This is a genomic window from Gilliamella sp. B2824 (assembly GCF_026536245.1).
Lineage (GTDB): Bacteria > Pseudomonadota > Gammaproteobacteria > Enterobacterales > Orbaceae > Gilliamella.
This window is the reverse complement of the sequence record NZ_JAFNON010000004.1, coordinates 1-17,930: the sequence shown is the minus strand read 5'-3', so window position 1 is coordinate 17,930 and position 17,930 is coordinate 1. Positions and strand designations below refer to the sequence as shown.

The 17,930-nt window shown below is 35.4% G+C and carries 18 protein-coding genes; 5 read left to right on the top strand and 13 right to left on the bottom strand.

The window, feature by feature from the left end; genetic code table 11:
- Positions 1–17 precede the first annotated feature (17 nt).
- The 4 genes from J3U56_RS04900 to rnm all read right to left on the bottom strand — a co-directional run bounded on the left by J3U56_RS04900 (position 18) and on the right by rnm (position 3,286).
- Positions 18–185 carry a hypothetical protein gene (locus J3U56_RS04900; RefSeq protein ID WP_267348250.1) on the bottom strand — a complete coding sequence of 56 codons (168 nt, stop codon included), beginning with the start codon at positions 183–185 and terminating at the stop codon, positions 18–20.
- Between the two features lie 450 nt (positions 186–635).
- A complete protein-coding gene (gene rluB, locus J3U56_RS04895) occupies positions 636–1,643 on the bottom strand; it encodes a 23S rRNA pseudouridine(2605) synthase RluB (RefSeq protein ID WP_267332522.1) in 1,008 nt (335 codons plus the stop codon).
- 81 nt (positions 1,644–1,724) lie between these two features.
- Entirely contained in the window at positions 1,725–2,345 is a 621-nt protein-coding gene (locus J3U56_RS04890) for an L-threonylcarbamoyladenylate synthase (RefSeq protein ID WP_267332521.1), read from the bottom strand.
- A gap of 107 nt (positions 2,346–2,452) precedes the next feature.
- A complete protein-coding gene (rnm, locus tag J3U56_RS04885) occupies positions 2,453–3,286 on the bottom strand; it encodes an RNase RNM (protein ID WP_267344832.1) in 834 nt (277 codons plus the stop codon).
- A 70-nt stretch (positions 3,287–3,356) separates the two neighbouring features.
- On the opposite strand from rnm, the gene rraB reads away from it, so the two are divergent.
- A complete protein-coding gene (gene rraB / locus J3U56_RS04880) occupies positions 3,357–3,752 on the top strand; it encodes a ribonuclease E inhibitor RraB (RefSeq protein ID WP_267332519.1) in 396 nt (131 codons plus the stop codon).
- Positions 3,753–3,821: 69 nt separating this feature from the next.
- Here the strand turns inward: rraB and J3U56_RS04875 are convergent, their stop codons facing one another.
- The 5 genes from J3U56_RS04875 to prfA form a co-directional block, all read right to left on the bottom strand.
- A complete protein-coding gene (locus tag J3U56_RS04875; RefSeq protein WP_267366885.1) occupies positions 3,822–6,497 on the bottom strand; it encodes a beta-N-acetylhexosaminidase in 2,676 nt (891 codons plus the stop codon).
- Between the two features lie 9 nt (positions 6,498–6,506).
- A complete protein-coding gene (locus tag J3U56_RS04870) occupies positions 6,507–7,922 on the bottom strand; it encodes an OprD family outer membrane porin (protein ID WP_267366882.1) in 1,416 nt (471 codons plus the stop codon).
- 458 nt (positions 7,923–8,380) lie between these two features.
- Positions 8,381–9,238 (bottom strand): 3-deoxy-8-phosphooctulonate synthase, encoded by an 858-nt coding sequence (kdsA, locus tag J3U56_RS04865; protein ID WP_267332516.1) that lies wholly within the window; start codon positions 9,236–9,238, stop codon positions 8,381–8,383.
- A 13-nt stretch (positions 9,239–9,251) separates the two neighbouring features.
- Positions 9,252–10,088: a peptide chain release factor N(5)-glutamine methyltransferase gene (prmC, locus tag J3U56_RS04860; RefSeq protein ID WP_065798068.1), complete on the bottom strand. Its 837-nt coding sequence runs from the start codon at positions 10,086–10,088 to the stop codon at positions 9,252–9,254.
- Positions 10,085–11,170 (bottom strand): peptide chain release factor 1, encoded by a 1,086-nt coding sequence (prfA, locus tag J3U56_RS04855; RefSeq protein ID WP_267332515.1) that lies wholly within the window; start codon positions 11,168–11,170, stop codon positions 10,085–10,087. The genes prmC and prfA overlap by 4 nt, the downstream gene beginning before the upstream one ends.
- A gap of 336 nt (positions 11,171–11,506) precedes the next feature.
- On the opposite strand from prfA, the gene J3U56_RS04850 reads away from it, so the two are divergent.
- The 4 genes from J3U56_RS04850 to J3U56_RS04840 all read left to right on the top strand — a co-directional run bounded on the left by J3U56_RS04850 (position 11,507) and on the right by J3U56_RS04840 (position 15,280).
- Positions 11,507–12,691, top strand: coding sequence for a carbohydrate porin (locus tag J3U56_RS04850; protein ID WP_267366880.1), 1,185 nt, complete (start codon positions 11,507–11,509; stop codon positions 12,689–12,691).
- A 138-nt stretch (positions 12,692–12,829) separates the two neighbouring features.
- Entirely contained in the window at positions 12,830–14,017 is a 1,188-nt protein-coding gene (gene manA, locus J3U56_RS04845; protein ID WP_267366878.1) for a mannose-6-phosphate isomerase, class I, read from the top strand.
- A gap of 429 nt (positions 14,018–14,446) precedes the next feature.
- Positions 14,447–14,680 carry a SymE family type I addiction module toxin gene (locus tag J3U56_RS12115; protein ID WP_416380295.1) on the top strand — a complete coding sequence of 78 codons (234 nt, stop codon included), beginning with the start codon at positions 14,447–14,449 and terminating at the stop codon, positions 14,678–14,680.
- 54 nt (positions 14,681–14,734) lie between these two features.
- Positions 14,735–15,280, top strand: a complete 546-nt coding sequence (locus J3U56_RS04840; protein WP_267366876.1) for an RNA 2'-phosphotransferase — start codon at positions 14,735–14,737, stop codon at positions 15,278–15,280.
- Here J3U56_RS04840 and J3U56_RS04835 read toward each other — a convergent pair.
- The 4 genes from J3U56_RS04835 to J3U56_RS04820 all read right to left on the bottom strand — a co-directional run bounded on the left by J3U56_RS04835 (position 15,277) and on the right by J3U56_RS04820 (position 17,873).
- A complete protein-coding gene (locus J3U56_RS04835; protein ID WP_267366874.1) occupies positions 15,277–15,711 on the bottom strand; it encodes a hypothetical protein in 435 nt (144 codons plus the stop codon). The two genes, J3U56_RS04840 and J3U56_RS04835, sit on opposite strands and share 4 nt — an antisense overlap.
- Positions 15,711–16,286: a hypothetical protein gene (locus J3U56_RS12070; RefSeq protein ID WP_324101528.1), complete on the bottom strand. Its 576-nt coding sequence runs from the start codon at positions 16,284–16,286 to the stop codon at positions 15,711–15,713. The genes J3U56_RS04835 and J3U56_RS12070 overlap by 1 nt, the downstream gene beginning before the upstream one ends.
- 221 nt (positions 16,287–16,507) lie before the next feature.
- Positions 16,508–16,756: a hypothetical protein gene (locus tag J3U56_RS04825; RefSeq protein ID WP_065635144.1), complete on the bottom strand. Its 249-nt coding sequence runs from the start codon at positions 16,754–16,756 to the stop codon at positions 16,508–16,510.
- Positions 16,743–17,873 (bottom strand): VENN motif pre-toxin domain-containing protein, encoded by a 1,131-nt coding sequence (locus J3U56_RS04820; protein WP_267366871.1) that lies wholly within the window; start codon positions 17,871–17,873, stop codon positions 16,743–16,745. The genes J3U56_RS04825 and J3U56_RS04820 overlap by 14 nt, the downstream gene beginning before the upstream one ends.
- Positions 17,874–17,930 lie beyond the last annotated feature (57 nt).

Genomic DNA, 17,930 nt, shown 5'->3' with positions numbered 1-17,930 from the left:
TTACCATATTCATAATATTATTTAGCAATGGTTTGTTCTAACTGCTCAATAGTGTATTTATCATCAAAGGAAGTTACTGTTTGACTAAAGAAACAATCGTTTAACATGATTCTGAGCAAGCTTTGATAGATATCAATGCAAGTCTGATAATCTGTGGTTGCGGTATTAGCTAATACTTGTTTCATAATGTGCTGTAATATTACTAACTAAAGAATGTAGTTTTTTTTAGCACTATCTTTATCAAATTTACGTTCACCTTTCTCTTCAATACCGGTGGCTAATAAACTAATACTTTCTAAATATTTTCCTTCTTTATATGCATCGTCACCAGTACGAGTATACAGGCTGTTAAAAGAAAAATTAAAAAATTGCTATAGTTAACCGCATCATATTTCCTTTCAAAAATTTTAGTTAAATTATCAGTCCATTGCAGATGACAATCGTTTGTTTTTTTATCACTAATTAACTCAGTATTAATCAGCGTAACAAAGTTTATAAAAAATTTTTGGCGATTTATTAACTTTTTTGGCTATAGTCATGAGCAAAAATCTAAATTAAATTTAATTTTGAAAAGATGAGATAGCGTTGTTGAAAGTATCCTCCCAATAATATCGAATTCATTAGGAGGACAGATTCTATTTACGAGTCGGCTTTTTTGCTGTCGCTTGGCGCGATGATCGAGATAAGTTATTCAGTTTGACTCGCTTAGGCCGAACATTAGACTTACCCGAAGTAGAATTTACAGTAAAACTTTTAATTTCGGCAGGTAAACCAACAATTTCCCGTAAATAATTGACTGAATCAAGGCTTAACTCCATCCATGTACCACGTGATAAACCTTTAGGTAGCGTGATGTTACCATAACGAATACGCAACAATCGACTTACTTGTACATCTATGGCTTCCCACATTCTACGAACTTCTCGATTACGGCCTTCGGTAATGACCACATTAAACCATTGATTAAGACCATCACCACCTTGCGCTTTGATCGATTTAAATGATGCAGGACCATCTTCAAGTTGTATACCTTTGCGCAGTTGACTAATTTGTTGATCGGTCACATTACCAAAAACCCGAACCGCATATTCTCGCTCAATTTCATGTCTGGGATGCATTAACCGATTGGCAAGTTCACCATCTGTAGTAAATAGTAGCAATCCCGAAGTATTAATATCAAGCCGACCGATATTCACCCATCTAGCATTTTTCAAACGAGGCAAACGTTCAAACACGGTTGCTCGACCTTGAGGATCGTTACGGGAACAAATCTCACCTTCTGGTTTATAGTAGGCAAGTACACGACAGATTTCTTTTTCTTTACTCCGAAGTTGTACTAGATGACCGTTAATACGAATTTTAGGATTAGTATTAATATCAACGCGATCACCTAATGTTGCAATTTTACCATCAACACTAATTTGACCTGCGGCGATCATTGCTTCAATTTCACGGCGAGAACCATTACCCAAGTTGGCTAAGACTTTCTGTAATTTTTCGCTGTTATCGTGTACAGACGGTGCCCGCTTTGTCGAAAATGATTTTTGCAGCTTTACCGGTTTGTCTGTTGATTTATTGCTTTTTATTTTTCTTGTATCTGCTGTGTTTTCATATTTTGAAACTGCTGTTGTGCTATGTTTCATATTGTCCTCACTGTTACCTTCTCAGGTATCATTTATCTATTCAAAACATTATCAATATTAAAATAACGTATAAAAAAACGGCTATTCAAATGGTGTAGTATCACCACTACCTTGACGAATAATATCAGGGTAGTCATGGGTCAAGTCTATAACGGTTGTTGGTTGTTCGCTAATATAGCCGCCATGTACAATTGCATCAAGTTGATGGCCAATTTTATCTTCTATCTCATCGGGATCGGATTGGGCCTGAGTATCATTGGGTAAAATTAATGTAGTTGTCATCAAAGGTTGACCTAATAATTCCAATAAAGTCAGATCTATTTTGTTATCAGGAATACGTAATCCAATCGTTTTACGTTTTTCATTCATTAATCGTCGTGGAACTTCTTTACTCGCGGACAAAATAAAAACATACCGACCTGGTGTATTATTTTTTAAGAGCCGAAAAGTGGTATTATCCACAAAAGCATAGGATGAAAGTTCTGAAAGATCACGGCACATTAGCGTAAAATTGTGATGTTTATCTAACTGACGGATTTGACAAATACGATCTACGCCATATTTATTATCTAACAAACAACCAAGTGAATAGCCAGAATCAGTCGGAAAAGCTATTACGCCACCATCATTCAATATTTTTACCACTTGCTCTAATAATCGAGTTTGTGGATTATCAGGATGAATATAAAAAGTTTGGCTCATAATGTTGTTCAATCCAATTTTATATTTAACATATCATTTTAGTTTAAATGATCACAATTAATAATTTTAACAATATCAATCTGACGTATCTTAATATCAATCTTCATTTATAACACCCAATTATGCCAGATTGGTGTAACACTGCTTGGTAGTGGTGCTGTTTTACCTAAATCAAGATAATTAACCAAATCATGAAAATCCGATCCTTGTGATGCCAGTAATCCAAATTCATTTGCGAGTTTAGCTAATAATTGTAGATCAGTTGGTGTTTGTCGACTTTGCGAAACTTCCATTGCATCACCGCCAAATTGTTTAAAATCACTAAGCAAAAGTTTTAACTTAGTTAACGTTAAATCATAACGACTGGGATGTGCAAGTACTGCTTGCCCTCCCGCATTATGTATCGCATTTACCGCGTGATCAATCGTGCAACATTGCGAAGGTACGTAAGCATAACCACTTTTGCCTAAATATTTTTTGAAGGCTCGATTCACATCTTTTACATACCCTTTAGCCACTAAAAAACGTGCAAAATGAGCACGTGAGACAATATCACCTTTAGCATATTCTTGAGCTTGTTCATAAGCATTTTCAATACTTACTTTTGCTAATTTATTACTAATAGCCTTTGCTCTATCTATGCGACCTTGCTCTTGCCGTAATAACAAAGCAGTTAATTGGGGATCTTCAATATCAATATTTAAGCCAACAATGTGTATTTCATTATTTTTCCAGGCTGTTGATATTTCAACGCCACGAATTAATTTTATAGGTAATTTGTCTTTTTCAATAGTGTATATAGCTTCTGGCAATCCTTTTACTGTATCATGATCGGTAATTGCTAACATTTGAAGTTGATTTTCAACGGCCCTTTTGACTAAATCTGTTGGCTTTAAAATTCCATCCGATGCAGTAGTGTGCGAATGTAAGTCAACGATCATTTTTTTCTCGATAATTATTTTTAAACGTGTAATATACCACACAATTTGTATGACCACTAAAAGGTATATTATGAAAGATCAAATTATGCTTGCTCAGCAAGATACATTAGCTATTATTGAGGAACTTTTAGATGATGGTAGCGATCCTCATGCACTTTATTTGATTGAACATCATATTTCATCACAAAATTTTGATAATTTAGAAAAGGTTGCAGTAGAAGCTTACAAATTAGGCTATGAAGCAACCGATCCCGATGAAGATGTAGATGATGCGGGTAATTTAGTTATTGGCTTTGATATTATTGCAGAAAGCCCTCTTAATGCCGAACTTATTAACGCACAAATTGCTGAAATAATCACGCTGGCCAATCAATTTAACGTCAATTACGACGGATGGGGTACTTATTATGAAGATGGTAGTGATGATGATTTTATTGAAGACGAATCTGCTGAGACCCTCCACTAATCATAAAAAATAATAAACGGCATTCTTATCCGCATATTTAACGGATAAGAATATTTATTGCTTAACGTATTATAATTCTTCGATACGACTCTTTCTTTTCTGATTTGGCGAAACACTACGCACCAAAATTTTGTCGTGATGATTCAGCGAAACTGGACCTTGATAACGCTGCCACTGCTGCCCTTTATCAATTGAATATTCAATACTTAAACCAGGGAAAACAATATTTGCTATCAATTTACCATTTTCAATTTTTGCTCCAGGGACAGGTAGACGATAATCAACTAAAGCCGCATCCAATTTAGCTAATTCTCGTTGCCCTAATAAATTGGCAAATTGGTTCCAATCATTAAAAAGTTTTTGCTGATCAACATAATGGGTTTCACCTATTTTGAATTGGCGATCTTTTTGATAATTTGTTTCCCAATCGGCTTTATGCCATGCGCGTTCGGCAACACTGAGTAATCGAGGATAGGCCATATAAGCCATTTTCTCATCTGTGCGAATATTTTCAGTCCAAATTTGTGCTGATAAACCATATGCACCTGGCCAATCCATTGTACCCTTAGCTGCAAAGGCATCACCGTTACGATCAAAAGAAGTTTCAGCATTTTGTGGCAAGTTATCTGGCGCAAAACTGAAGATTTTGCGTTCGTCATTAAACCGAGCAGCCCAATAATACCCGCTTTCTTTTGGATTAACTTCGTAAGGCATATCTAAATAGACATAATCAGGATTAGATACAATAACTTTATAGCCCTTATTGGCAAATTCATTCACTGAATCATACCCGCCCCAATACAAGTTATCCCAGAAATTGACAATCACTTCATCGGTGGCAAAAGCGTTGGCATCATTAGCAAATTTTACACCATCTTGCCAAACTTGCATGCGATTAATCCCATTGTCTTTAATGATTTTACTTACTTCGACGGCAAAATAACTTGGTAAATGTTCAAAATTCTCAACTACGCCAGTATTGACAAAGGTTTGGCAGGCTTGTGATTTTGCCCATGGATGATCTTCAACACTTTGATCGATTAAACCTTTACCAGCCTCTTTTTGAGCGGCATGGATATCTTGGTAGCCATTACCGAAATGAATGTTTTTTGCTTCATCACCACCAAAATGCCAAGTTGTAATGGGCTGGTTAGCTTCAACATGCATTTTAGCGATTTCACTAATGACTTTATTAACAAATTTTTTCGAAGACTCCAAACATGGATTGAGATAACTTTGTCGATTATAAAATTGTACCGTTGTTGTATTGGATGTATCGCTTGGATCAACCAATCGATATTCATTCGCTTGTTGTTCTTGTCCTTGTTCCATTAGGCGTTGATATCTCACTTCCATCGACCTAATAGCGGCTCTAGCATGAGCAGGCATATCGATTTCTGGGATGACTTCAATAAAACGAGCATTGGCGTATTTTACGATTTCAATATAATCATCTCGAGTAAAGTATCCACTGCCGCTATTATTGCTATTTGGACCCGATCCGAGTTGTGGTAATAAGCATTTTTTCTCACTCAAATCATGACAACGTTTACTACCAAAATTGGTCAGTTCAGGTAAACCTGGAATTTCAATTCGCCACCCCTCATCATCACTCAAATGGAAATGAAATTTATTCATTTTATATTTTGACATCGTATCAAGTAACTGTAATACCGCTTCTTTACTTTTGAAATTTCGACCGGTATCTAACATCATTCCACGATATTCAAATCGCGGGGCATCCTCAGCTGAAAGTACAGGAATAATTTGAGGGTTATTGACATGTAATACAGATAATATCGATTCTACACCATAAAAAATGCCACTTTGATCAAAAGCTAAAATGGTTGCCCCTTCAGGAGTGATATCTAACTTATAACTCCCTTTTACCCCTTTCTCAAATGCACTTTTATCAATTGAGGCTTTAATGTTAAAGCCTTTACCGCTAACAGGGATATTCAATACTTTAAAATGTTCATTTAATACCGATTCGCTCTCTTTTGCTAAGCCATTAAGGACTAAATTAACACCATTTTCATTGAGGGTGACCATTTCCTTACCAACAGTAAGTTTCGATGGTGTCGGCAAAATCTGTCCTCTTAACAACTCGGCATTAATAAGTTGTATATCATTGTTATGATGATAACGATGTTCAGGCGTCATTAAAATATTATGATCATTGGGGGATATTTTCCATTGTTCGCCTAAAGGTTCAACAAATGCCGATAGATTATCAGAATCAGTATCCGTATTAACAATCACTTTAGGTTCAGCATTTGACGAGGTAACATACCATCTAGGCATCACATCACTTTCACTAATTTGCCAATATTCACCAATGATGGGGATGTTCACAATAGCTTTCTCGGGAATACCTTTGAATTTGTTAGTCGGTTCAAGCTTGTGCAAATCACCTGTCACATGGGTGATTTTAAATTGATCATTATTGACGGCTAAAATCATCCGAATATTATGAAAATAGATTGCCCAATCTTTGTCAGTTATCGCAGGCCCCGTGTTTTTAAGTGTTAACGTCACTTTGTTACAAGATGCCCAATCTGCTCCCAATGCAGCACAATCTATACCATGATTTACAGCATTATTATCAACTATATGATAATTTAGGCGTAATTGTGAACTCATGGTATCCACAATTTTTTGTGAAGCATTCACTGATTGTGCAGTGCCCATACTGAATAATGATGCTATCGATGTAGCTATAATAGCTGATTTAAATTTTATCATGACAATTACCTATTTTTGTTTAGCATTGAAAATGGTGAAAGGAACAGTAACAATAAATTTGATATCGTGTTCATCTTGGAAGATATTGCCATATCCGCCCTCCCAGCTTGGGATATTGGTGTGATTGTTGTATTTGGTATAATGAAGTTGTAAAGACGTATCTTTTATCCAACCATTTTGTACGGTATAACCTAAATCAAAATTATAAGCTGACTCAATTAAACGTTTCTTTTGGTTAAACTGTTTGTTTGTGCTCGGTTTTGCATCCCAACCATAAGCATAAGACGTACCTGCTTTCCAACCGGTTAAGTAATTTGATAGATCGCCTAAATCATAAGTGACTTCAGTAAATATCGCCTTCTCACCATTGGCATTAAAGTCAGAACGTGAATTCCACCACACATCTAATCGACCATTTGAAGAAGCATAATCCGGCGTCATGCGCTGTAGAAAGTAGCCCTGTTCCCCTTTCGCTTTAACAACCACACCTTCAAGTCGTAGACCAACCGGTCCCATTTGATAACCTAAAGTAGCTGCTTGCAACCACGCCAAACCATCATAAACATTTTTTCCTTTATGAGACTGATCTTTAGCCCCATAAAATTGATAACTCATGGTAAGTGGATTATTGAAAATATCGGTTTTATATGAGGTTTTACCAAAAAATTGGTTCATATAATTTTGCGCTTGACCAAAGGCGGTTTCTAACACTAAATCATTTTTAAAGTCATATTTCAAACCAGCAGAATGGAGGTAATCAATTTTTTTTCCTTTGCCCCATTGTTTAAATTCATAAAGTCGTTTATACCAAGGCGCTTTGTATTTATCGGTCCACATATAAGACATGGATAAAGCGCCGGCATCATCGAAATCAAGCAAACTACCAAACTCCACACCTCGATAAGTACCGGGTAATAAACTTAAGTGTGGCGCCAGTAATGTTTGACCTGAAGGTTGAATATACCCTGCTCTAAGCCAAAATTTGTCGTCGAGTTTAAAATTTACTAGCGCTTTATAAAAACTCAGCCCACTGACATCTTTCTTCCAATCCTCATCCCATCGGGTATTGGCACCACTAAAACCGATTTCATTAGGGTGTCCATTGCCACCATTACTGACTTCCCAAGCACCATAACCACCTAACTCAATTGCAAAGCGATCAGCCATATAACCCGATTTGAAATCTAAATTTGTGTTAAATGATGAGTGCCTGAGGTTTTTTTCATATTTATGTTCTTCAATATTTTTTCTTTCTCGATCACGATTCCAGAAAAATACATTTCCCGTGAGTGATGAATCATCAACAAAATTATTTTCATAAACGGCATACACAGGATTAATACTATAAAAAAAAGAGAAGGATAAAATATATTTTGTTAGAAAATGAAAACGGGATGGTACAACAGCAAGCGTATTTAGATTCATGTTTGTTTCCCTAAAATTATTTTATTTATACAACAAGTCACAGCCTCACTTTAAAAATTTTTTGCAAAGTTAAATCACTAACTTATTTTCATGTAAATGACAATTAACGCCTATTTTGGCAAGCGATTTACATCAGATAACAGATAAATAAGTATTTTTATAATGCATAAACATATTTTAGTTCGCAAATTAAATGATCTTAAATCGTGATCAAAATCACCAAAAAATAGAAATTAATACTATTTTTATTAAATAAAAGCCGACTTTTTTCAGATAAAAAAATAATTATTTAAGCGATCTTTAAAACCTAAACAGTAGTGTGATAGGTAAAGTAATAAATTGAATATATTGAATTATTATCAATATGAGCAATATTTAGAAAGTATCGAACAAAAAAAAGAGAAACGATTCACATTTCTCTTTATTTGATTTGCCGTTAATAACAGACTTTATTAGTATTAGTTTTCCGTATCGATTTCGTCAAAACTTTTTACTAACTCATCAATTGCTTTCATCTGTTTTAAAAATGGTTCTAGTTTTGCTAATGGTAACGCTGATGGACCATCACATTTTGCATGACTAGGATCTGGATGAGATTCTAAAAATAACCCTGCAATACCTACAGCCATACCTGAACGCGCAAGCTCAGTCACTTGACCCCGTCGACCGCCAGACGCTGCGCCCATTGGATCTCGACATTGTAAAGCATGGGTGACATCAAAAATAACAGGTGAACCATGACTGGCTTTTTTCATAATATTAAAACCCAGCATATCAACGACTAAATTATCATAACCAAAACAGCTACCACGATCACAAAGAATAATTTGATCGTTACCGGCTTCTTCAAACTTTTCGACAATATTTCCCATTTGGCCTGGGCTTACAAATTGTGGTTTTTTAACATTTATCACCGCACCAGTTTTAGCCATTGCAACAACCAGATCTGTTTGCCTTGCTAAAAATGCAGGCAACTGAATTACATCAACTACATCTGCAACTGGCTGGCATTGCGCTTCGGTATGCACATCGGTAATCACTTTTATACCAAATTGTTTTTTTAGTTCTTCAAAAATTTTCAAGCCTTCTTCCAAACCTGGTCCACGATAAGAGTGTACTGAAGAACGATTTGCCTTATCAAAAGAGGCTTTGAAAATATAAGGGATATTCAATTTATTTGTCACGGTAACATAATGTTCACAGATTTTCATGGCTAAATCACGTGATTCAAGAACATTCATACCACCAAATAACACAAATGGTAAATCATTAGCGACAGTAATATCGCCAACTTTAACTCTTTTTTGTTGCTTCATAAAATATTCCTAGTTAAGGTTTAAACCATCGACCAAGCGTAACCCTATCGTTACCACTATAGTCAGCGACGGTTTCGACTAATTGAAATCCATGTTGTTTGAAAATTGTTTGAACGGCCAAACCTTGTTTCCAGCCGTGTTCAATTAGCAACCAACCATATTGATGAAGGTGTTTAGTTGCACCTTGTACAATTAATTTAATATCTGCCAGCCCCTCATCTTCCGAAACCAGTGCTGTTCTTGGTTCATATCGCACATCACCATGCGATAAATGTATATCGGTTGGTTCGATGTAAGGCGGATTACTGGTAATCATTGAAAATTTACGATTCTTAATCGGCTTATACCAATCACCTTGTAAAAAATAAACGTTATTAACCCCAATTTGATTAGCATTTTCTTGAGCTAAAATTAATGCATCTTTATTTTTTTCTACTGCGGTAAATAAACAATCTGGGCGCTCTGTAGCCATTGCAATAGCAATAGCACCTGTCCCTGTCCCCAAGTCTAGGACTTCGCAAGGTATTTTAGATAAATATTCCAAACCTAATTCAACTAATTTTTCAGTGTCGGGTCTTGGAATCAATGTGGCATTTGAGACATGAAACTTTAAAGACCAAAATTCCTTTTCACCCGTGATATAGGCAATCGGTTCGCCAGCTTGACGTCTTTTAAGATATCCATCTAAGGCAATTAGCTCATCATCATTAAGTAATGTTTCACTAAAAGCCATCAAAAATGTGCGTGTTTTATGCGTAACAAAGCTCAATAAAATTTCAGCATCACGTTTAGGGCTCTCACTTTCAGTGAGCGTTTGTGATGCTGATTTTAGCCATTCTAAATAAGTCATTCATCCTGTTCCGATAATGCCGCAAGTTGATCCGCTTGATACTCTTGAACGATTGGATCAATTAACATTTCTAATTTACCTTCCATCACTTCATCTAGGCGATAAATAGTCAGGTTAATACGGTGATCAGTAACTCGACCCTGTGGGTAATTGTACGTTCTAATTCTATCTGAACGATCACCTGAACCTAATAAATTACGTCTGGTTGAAGCTTCTTCTTGTTGTCGTTTTCGCGTTTCTGCATCTTGAATACGTGCAGCTAATACAGACATCGCCTTAGCTTTATTTTTATGTTGTGAACGCTCATCTTGACACTCAACGACAATACCGGTTGGAATATGGGTAATACGAATAGCTGAATCAGTGGTATTAACGTGCTGACCACCCGCCCCTGAGGAACGATAAGTATCAATTTTTAAGTCTGCTGGGTTAATTTCTGGCATTTCCGCTTCGGGAATTTCAGGTAATACTGCAACTGTACACGCTGAAGTATGAATTCGACCTTGCGATTCGGTTTCTGGTACACGTTGAACACGATGGCCACCTGATTCAAATTTCAAGTTACCGTATACACCATCACCACTAACCAGCATAATCACTTCTTTATAACCGCCATGTTCACCATCATTTGAGCTCATGATTTCAACTCGCCAATTTTTTGATTCAGCATAGCGAGTATACATTCTTGCCAAATCCCCAGCAAAAATGGCCGCTTCATCACCTCCAGTCCCTGCTCTAACTTCAACAAAGCAGTTGTAATCATCATTAGGGTCTTTAGGTAATAATAGAACTTGTAATTGTCTTTCTTGTTCTTCAACTTGACCTAATGCTTCATCGAGTTCTTCTTGAGCCATTTCACTCATCTCAGGATCTGACAACATCATTTTAGCGGTTTCAATGTTTTCTTGTGTTTGCTTCCAACTCGTAAAACATTTAACCACGCCAGATAATTGAGAGTATTCTTTAGAAAGCGTACGAAAACGATTTTGATCGGCAATAACCGAAGCATCAGATAATAATGCTTGAACTTCTTCATAGCGCTCTTGCAGGGTTTCTAACTTGCTGATAATAGAAGATTTCATAAAAAGTATAATTTTAACGATAAATAATTAAATTTGCTGGGCATTATATACTTTATTGTATGCAAAATACAGTTTCAGCTTGTTGTCTGCTTAGTTAAATAACCTTGATAAAAATCGGCAAAAATTAATCCATAAAAAATCAATCTACTAAAAATGTTGCACATGTCACATAAATCGCTTTTTCAAGTTTTAAAAAATTGAATCACCTCATAACATATAAATGTAAACGTTATCATTTATTTTGCAAACATAAAAAATAATAACAAATAAATCATATAATAATTGAATGTTATCGTATACATAAACTAATTTTAAACTATTTAAGGAGTCGCAATCATGAAAAAATTTTTTGTATTAAGTTTATTGGGATTAAGTTCTATTGCCAATGCTGCAATTCAATGGGATACACAACAAGGAAAATTAAAATTATATGGTGATGTTGAATTCAATACCGATGCAGCAAGCAGTAAACAACAACTAAGTTCATTAAAACAAACCGCTGATAAAAAAAATCAACCTGCCGACAAAGATCGCTGGGATATCAATGGGCGAATTTTGATTGGTTTAGATGGTTATCGAGAAATCAACCATTCTAATTATGCTGGTTTTACAGTACAACCTCTTGCTGATTTAAGTGGTGATATGAACCTTGATGATGCAGCTTTTTACTTTGGGCAAAAAAAGGAGTGGAATATTAAAATTGGTCGTTACGAAGCTTATGACATGTTTCCACTGGGTCAAGATACGTTTATCGAATATTCAGGCAATACCGCCAATGATCTTTATGAAGACGGTTTTGGATATATTTATATGATGAAAGAAGGTCGAGGTAGGAGCAAAAATGGCGGGAGTATTCAATTAAATAAACCCTTTTTAACTAATTTTAATTTCGAATTAAATGGATTAATTAACAATGGTGAGAAGATGTTCAACAAATCAACTTATCATGGCTATAACATCGACAAAAAGAAAAATGTTGCGTATGTTCGTCCTGTTTTATCTTGGAAAAATGATAGTGTATCAACAGCAATTGCAGCCGAAACCAATGTTGTTAAAAATGCTTATGGTTACTATGACAATGATGAAAAATTTCGAGATCAATCTAAACGAACAGGCTATGGCGCAACATTCTCATGGAATAACGAAGGTGACTGGAACGCATCGAATAAAGGACTTAAAATCAATACTAGCTTTGCATATATGAATGCCAAAGATGAAAAAGATATGACTATAGCTACCAATCTAGTTTGGGAACAAATTGGATTTGGGTACATTTTTGCCAATAATGATATTAAAAAATTTAACCTAGAAAATCGTATCAAAGACGGTCATATCAATAATAAAGGAAAATATAAAATCCATACAGTTAATGCTTCTTACTTAATTAATAACGTATTAGATATGGACAATTTTAATATTTATTTAGGTACCTATTATTCACTATTGGATAGAAGTAAATCTCATGGTGATAATACCGATGATCGCTATGGTGCACGTGTAAGGTTTAAATATTTCTATTAATTAGTAATAAAAGCCAGTTTAGCTATTTAATTTGCTGGCTTATATTTATTAGTTTGCAAGTTTTTTTATCAAGGGTATAGTTACCTACAATTACTTAGTGATTTCAACACCAATTTTTTATTGTTAATGGTAAAAACGATGAAACAAACAATATGGAAACTCGAAAACCCAATTAAACACTTTGATTGGGGTAGTATGGATCAGATAACAAAAATTTTGGGGATCAGTAATCCCAGTCAAAAACCAATGGCGGAAATTTGGATGGGAGCGCATCCAATCGGCTGTTCAACAGCCATTGAAATTGACAATCACAAAGTCAAACTTGATAAATTGATCAATGATAACCCGCAAGCTATTTTAGGTGAAGATACATACAAAAAATTTGCTGGTTTACCTTATCTTTTTAAAATACTTTCCGCGAATAAAGCCTTATCAATACAGGTTCATCCAACAAAAACCGCGGCTAAATGTGGTTTTGAAAAAGAAAATCAATTAGGCATTGCCCTTAATGATCCAAAGCGAAATTATAAAGATCCTAATCATAAACCAGAATTAATTTACGCCTTAACCCCCTTTAAAGCGATGCGATCATTTCGACCTATCGATGAAATACTTATGCTGTTTGCAAAAGTTAACGTTTCGATACTTGAAAATGAAATCTTAAAATTGAAAAATAATTGTACACCTCAGCAATTGAAACTGTTTTTTACAGCGTTATTGAATCTTTCTGAAAAAGAAAAATTACAATTAATTAATCAATTACTAAATAGCATAAACGATATAGAAATTGAGCCTTTTTCAACAATCAAGATGCTTGCTCAAGAATATCCAAATGATATCGGTATATTTATGCCATTAATTTTAAATGTTATTGAACTACAACCCGGGCAAGCTATGTTTTTAGATGCGCAAACGCCTCATGCTTATATCAAAGGAACAGGACTTGAAGTAATGGCAAACTCAGATAATGTGCTTAGAGCAGGCTTAACGCACAAACACATTGATATACAGCAGTTAGTAAACAATACAAGTTTTGATAGCTTAAGTTTAAATAATTTACTAATAAAACCAATAATCAAAGCTAATAAAACCTCTTTTCCGGTTCCAGTTGACGATTTTAATTTCGAAATTATATACAGTAATGATCAACAACAAGAACAAAAGGTAACTAGCGCACAAATAGTATTATGCCTTGAAGGAAAGATTTGCTTGACCACAGAATTTGAATCAGTAGTCCTTAGCAAAGGAGAATCAGCTTTTATTGCTTATCAAGCTAAAGCGTATTGTTATACAGGAAAAGGGATTTTAGCTACAGTTTCTAATTAAAATAAAAATCTAGCCTGATTGTGGATGATTAACTATCTTTTTTCACCGCTGATTTAGTGGTACGCATGTCTTTATCACTGTTTTAATATGCCACTGAGGCATCGAGTACTACCGTACCGCCACTTATCGATACCGGTATCACCTTAAAGTCGGCTTTGTTTTCGATACTATGTTGATTGATAGACATCTGAAAAAATAGGAGAAACTAAAGCCACCGGATGAACTTAAGTTTAAGTTTGAGGCGCTCAAGCAGATAACATCTGACAAACAAAAGTCGGTAAAAGAGATTTTAGACGCAATGTTCTTAAAGCATCAGACTAAGCAGTTGATTAAAACCTGGCGAGTTACACAAGACAGTAAATAACAGCGTAGATTAACGGTGTACCACCACCGCTAAACTGCTAACCACAAACTTACTCGGAGTTAACTATAGCTAAGGTTCATTCTAAGCTAAAATCAACCAAAGACAAAGCACCTGCACCGCAACTTAATGAACGATTTTATACTATCGGTTATGTGCCACAAGGCACAAAGCCCAACCCAAGACCACAACTGACCATCAAAGGCAGATGGCTGGAGCAGATAAGATTTTATGTAGGCTGCCCTGTTATTATTAAGATTAAACAAGGCAAGTTGGTGATAGAGATTGATTTGCAATTTTAAAAATAAATGGTAGATTTTCTCCACTACAATGTGCGAATTATCCAGGAAATAAATATGAGCAAACAACTAGATAAAATAAGTAAATTTTTAAGTTATATTTTGAGACATCAACCAGAAGCTATTGGTATTACATTAGATTCTGATGGTTGGGTTAATATTGATAACCTAGTAAAGCAAGCAAATCAATATGGAGAACCGCTTACTAGAGAGTTGATTGAGCGAGTTGTTAAAACAAATGATAAAAAACGTTTTACTATTTCGGATGATGGTTTAAAAATACGTGCAGCACAAGGACATTCAACTCAACAAGTAAACATTAGCCATGCAGAAAAAATGCCTCCAGAATTTTTATATCATGGCACTGCAACCCGATTTATTGATTCCATTAAAAAACAAGGATTAGTTGCTGGTAGTCGTCATTATGTTCATTTATCTGGTGATGAGAAGACGGCAAATAAAGTAGGAGAAAGACATGGGAAACCGGTAGTATTAAAAGTAAAAACCTTGCAGATGTATCAACAAGGTTTTAAATTTTATTTGGCTGATAACGGTGTTTGGTTGACTAATACAGTCCCTAATACTTTTTTAATATTTGATTAAATCTTATCTAACTCAACCTGTTCTGCTTTATATTGGGCTGATTCTTCTTTGGCTAATTCAAACCAAGTTGAAAAATTATCTAAATGGTAGCGGTTTTCCCAAGATGGTTCTTCCCCACGATAACCATAATCATGAAAATACACTTTCGGATCTCCACTCGTATCTTTTCCATCAAAGCAGGCTAAAATAATATATCCATCATTAAAAAATCCTGATTGATCATCTGCTATAGCAAAAGGTATTAAAGGATGCTCCTTATATTTTATCAGCATTGAACCATAATAACTTAACGACATTCCTTTATCTCGACATAAAAAAGACCACGGGTCAATTTCAATAATATTATTATTTATTATTAGATCAATATAGGTTTTAGGAAAAACAAAACCATTAGGTAATATAGGACAATTATATAAAAAAATATTTGACATTACTTTTTACCTTTTATTTTTGGAGATTCTATAGATCCATTTGGGTTTATTTTTCCAAACCCTCCCGATTGTTTATTTATACGTCCTTGGATTGCTTTTCCCCCAAGTATTGTATTGTATTGTTCCCAGCCTCGAGCTTTCTGGATTTCAGGTGTTAGTTTCTCGTTAAAATTATGAATAGTTGCCTTAACATCTATACCAGCTTCTCGCGCTGCAGTAATCCGTGTATTATCCATACTTGTTATTTTTCCATCTGGCATTTTTACTACATCAACTGGATCACCTTTCCAACCATTATTTTTCATACTAGTTACAAGGTCATCGTAAGTATATTTGCTCCCTGTAACTCTATCTGTTTTAGAGTATGAAACCGTATTCTGTGAGAATCTAATTTCATTAGGATTTAGATTAGATATATTATTGACTGTCCCATTTCCAGCATTAATTTGTTTAATGATTGTATTATTTGCTCTATCATAAACAATTTTATAAGCCCCGTTTTCACTAAGAGTCGTTCTTATTTCATTTAATAGGGCTGATGGATTTTCTATTAGGTTATTTTTATATAATTCCATTATTGCGGCAAGGTCATTTAATTCAGCCTTACTTAATGAATTAGCAAATACGCTAGCAGCATCCCAAAACCTGCCGCTGGATTACCTTCAAATCCAACTGTTTCGATTAACCACGTTGCTACATTATTAGCACACAAGATTGGATTAGCTGAACAAGAAACAATGTGCTGCGATGAGGATCACGGATATAAAAAATCCCAGTTTTTACGCTGGGATCTTAATTATTTGCCAAAGATCTTAATTCCTAAACGACGACACTCCAAATACCACATAGCGATTCCTGCAGGAATACCAAAAGGAACTATTTTTAAAGCTAGATAAAAGTCATCTATATTAAATATAAAGTTACCATATTTAATATAAATAAGTGTTGATATTATTAATTCAATTATAATAGTACAGCAAAAAAACATAAAAGGAGTTGCTATTACTAAAAATAATAAGGCATTATATTTTCTATTTTTTCTCATTTTCAGTCTTTTTCAACTTAATATTAATGACTTTTTGTGTAATTTCACTTAGCCCTGAATCAAGCGCACTTCCACTAATAGCAGGAACTGAACTTTGTGCTGCAGGTTTAGTTATTGTCCAAATACCTATAGGTACCCATTCATATTGTTTTGAAACTGGATTAAATACTTTCTGCAATGAGCCTTTTAACAATTTACCGCCGAAATATCCAACGCCAGAACTTATTGTGCCTATTGCTGCGCCAACTAATGGATCTTTTCCCTCTAAATAACTTGATGTTGCTCCTCCTGCCGCATTCCAACCAACAGTTCCCAAAAAACCGGTTCCGATTCCGCCAGTAATAGCTCCAACACCAGTCGAAATTCCGACATCAGTCCAAGAAATACTACCGTCTTTATTCAATACATATTGCATCCCAGCATTAATAGCACCACTTAATGATCCACCAATAATGGCGCTTTCTGGTAATACTGGTGCAGCGAATAAACTACCTAATCCAATCAATGCAGCTTGACCTTTATCAACAATAATACCATTGGCATATTCAGCTGCTTTCTTTTCATCTCCATTGAAAAGTAATAAACCATCTTTGTAATCTTTTTCATGCTCATCCATCACTTGTTGAGCCATAAAATTATTCTCAACCGCATTTTTACCAGCAGCGATAGCAGTGCCGGCATCACCCACATCTCCCCCTGCAACGGCAATAGTCAGTCCAGTGACAAGTTGGGCCTGTGCGCTGATGTTTTGTTTTTCTGCTTCGGTTAATTCGTTGTCGTTTTTATCCCCATAGAATGTTTTTCGAATGACTTGCGCTGCCAGTTCTCCCCCAACTGCGCCCAGACCACCCGATAATCCTGAGTTGCCTTGTAGCTCCGCAACCACAGCGCCTAAAATCGCATGAGTAACTAAGTTTCCGGCAACATTATCGGTTACCCAGTTGCCATTTTCATCCATATGGCCGGTATGCTTTTTGATTTGCTCTGCCAGCCAAGGAGCACTGGCACCAGCCAGCCCACCGGTAATATCACCCGAAATAATACCTGTCACAATGGCAACTGCACTATCTATCCCTTTGCTGACATCCCCCCCCCATTGTGCCCAGGTTTTTACCATTTTTTAGGTTGGATGCTAATTGCGTATCAACCGCTGAATAATACCAGTAATCTTTAT

Excerpts from the sequence above, each read along its gene's own strand:
- J3U56_RS04900 (WP_267348250.1), bottom strand. The coding sequence starts at position 185 with ATGAAACAAGTATTAGCTAATACCGCAACCACAGATTATCAGACTTGC.
- rluB (WP_267332522.1), bottom strand. The coding sequence starts at position 1,643 with ATGAAACATAGCACAACAGCAGTTTCAAAATATGAAAACACAGCAGAT.
- J3U56_RS04890 (WP_267332521.1), bottom strand. The coding sequence starts at position 2,345 with ATGAGCCAAACTTTTTATATTCATCCTGATAATCCACAAACTCGATTA.
- rnm (WP_267344832.1), bottom strand. The coding sequence starts at position 3,286 with ATGATCGTTGACTTACATTCGCACACTACTGCATCGGATGGAATTTTA.
- rraB (WP_267332519.1), top strand. The coding sequence starts at position 3,357 with ATGAAAGATCAAATTATGCTTGCTCAGCAAGATACATTAGCTATTATT.
- J3U56_RS04875 (WP_267366885.1), bottom strand. The coding sequence starts at position 6,497 with ATGATAAAATTTAAATCAGCTATTATAGCTACATCGATAGCATCATTA.
- J3U56_RS04870 (WP_267366882.1), bottom strand. The coding sequence starts at position 7,922 with ATGAATCTAAATACGCTTGCTGTTGTACCATCCCGTTTTCATTTTCTA.
- kdsA (WP_267332516.1), bottom strand. The coding sequence starts at position 9,238 with ATGAAGCAACAAAAAAGAGTTAAAGTTGGCGATATTACTGTCGCTAAT.
- prmC (WP_065798068.1), bottom strand. The coding sequence starts at position 10,088 with ATGACTTATTTAGAATGGCTAAAATCAGCATCACAAACGCTCACTGAA.
- prfA (WP_267332515.1), bottom strand. The coding sequence starts at position 11,170 with ATGAAATCTTCTATTATCAGCAAGTTAGAAACCCTGCAAGAGCGCTAT.
- J3U56_RS04850 (WP_267366880.1), top strand. The coding sequence starts at position 11,507 with ATGAAAAAATTTTTTGTATTAAGTTTATTGGGATTAAGTTCTATTGCC.
- manA (WP_267366878.1), top strand. The coding sequence starts at position 12,830 with ATGAAACAAACAATATGGAAACTCGAAAACCCAATTAAACACTTTGAT.
- J3U56_RS04840 (WP_267366876.1), top strand. The coding sequence starts at position 14,735 with ATGAGCAAACAACTAGATAAAATAAGTAAATTTTTAAGTTATATTTTG.
- J3U56_RS04835 (WP_267366874.1), bottom strand. The coding sequence starts at position 15,711 with ATGTCAAATATTTTTTTATATAATTGTCCTATATTACCTAATGGTTTT.
- J3U56_RS12070 (WP_324101528.1), bottom strand. The coding sequence starts at position 16,286 with ATGGAATTATATAAAAATAACCTAATAGAAAATCCATCAGCCCTATTA.
- J3U56_RS04825 (WP_065635144.1), bottom strand. The coding sequence starts at position 16,756 with ATGAGAAAAAATAGAAAATATAATGCCTTATTATTTTTAGTAATAGCA.
- J3U56_RS04820 (WP_267366871.1), bottom strand. The coding sequence starts at position 17,873 with ATGGTAAAAACCTGGGCACAATGGGGGGGGGATGTCAGCAAAGGGATA.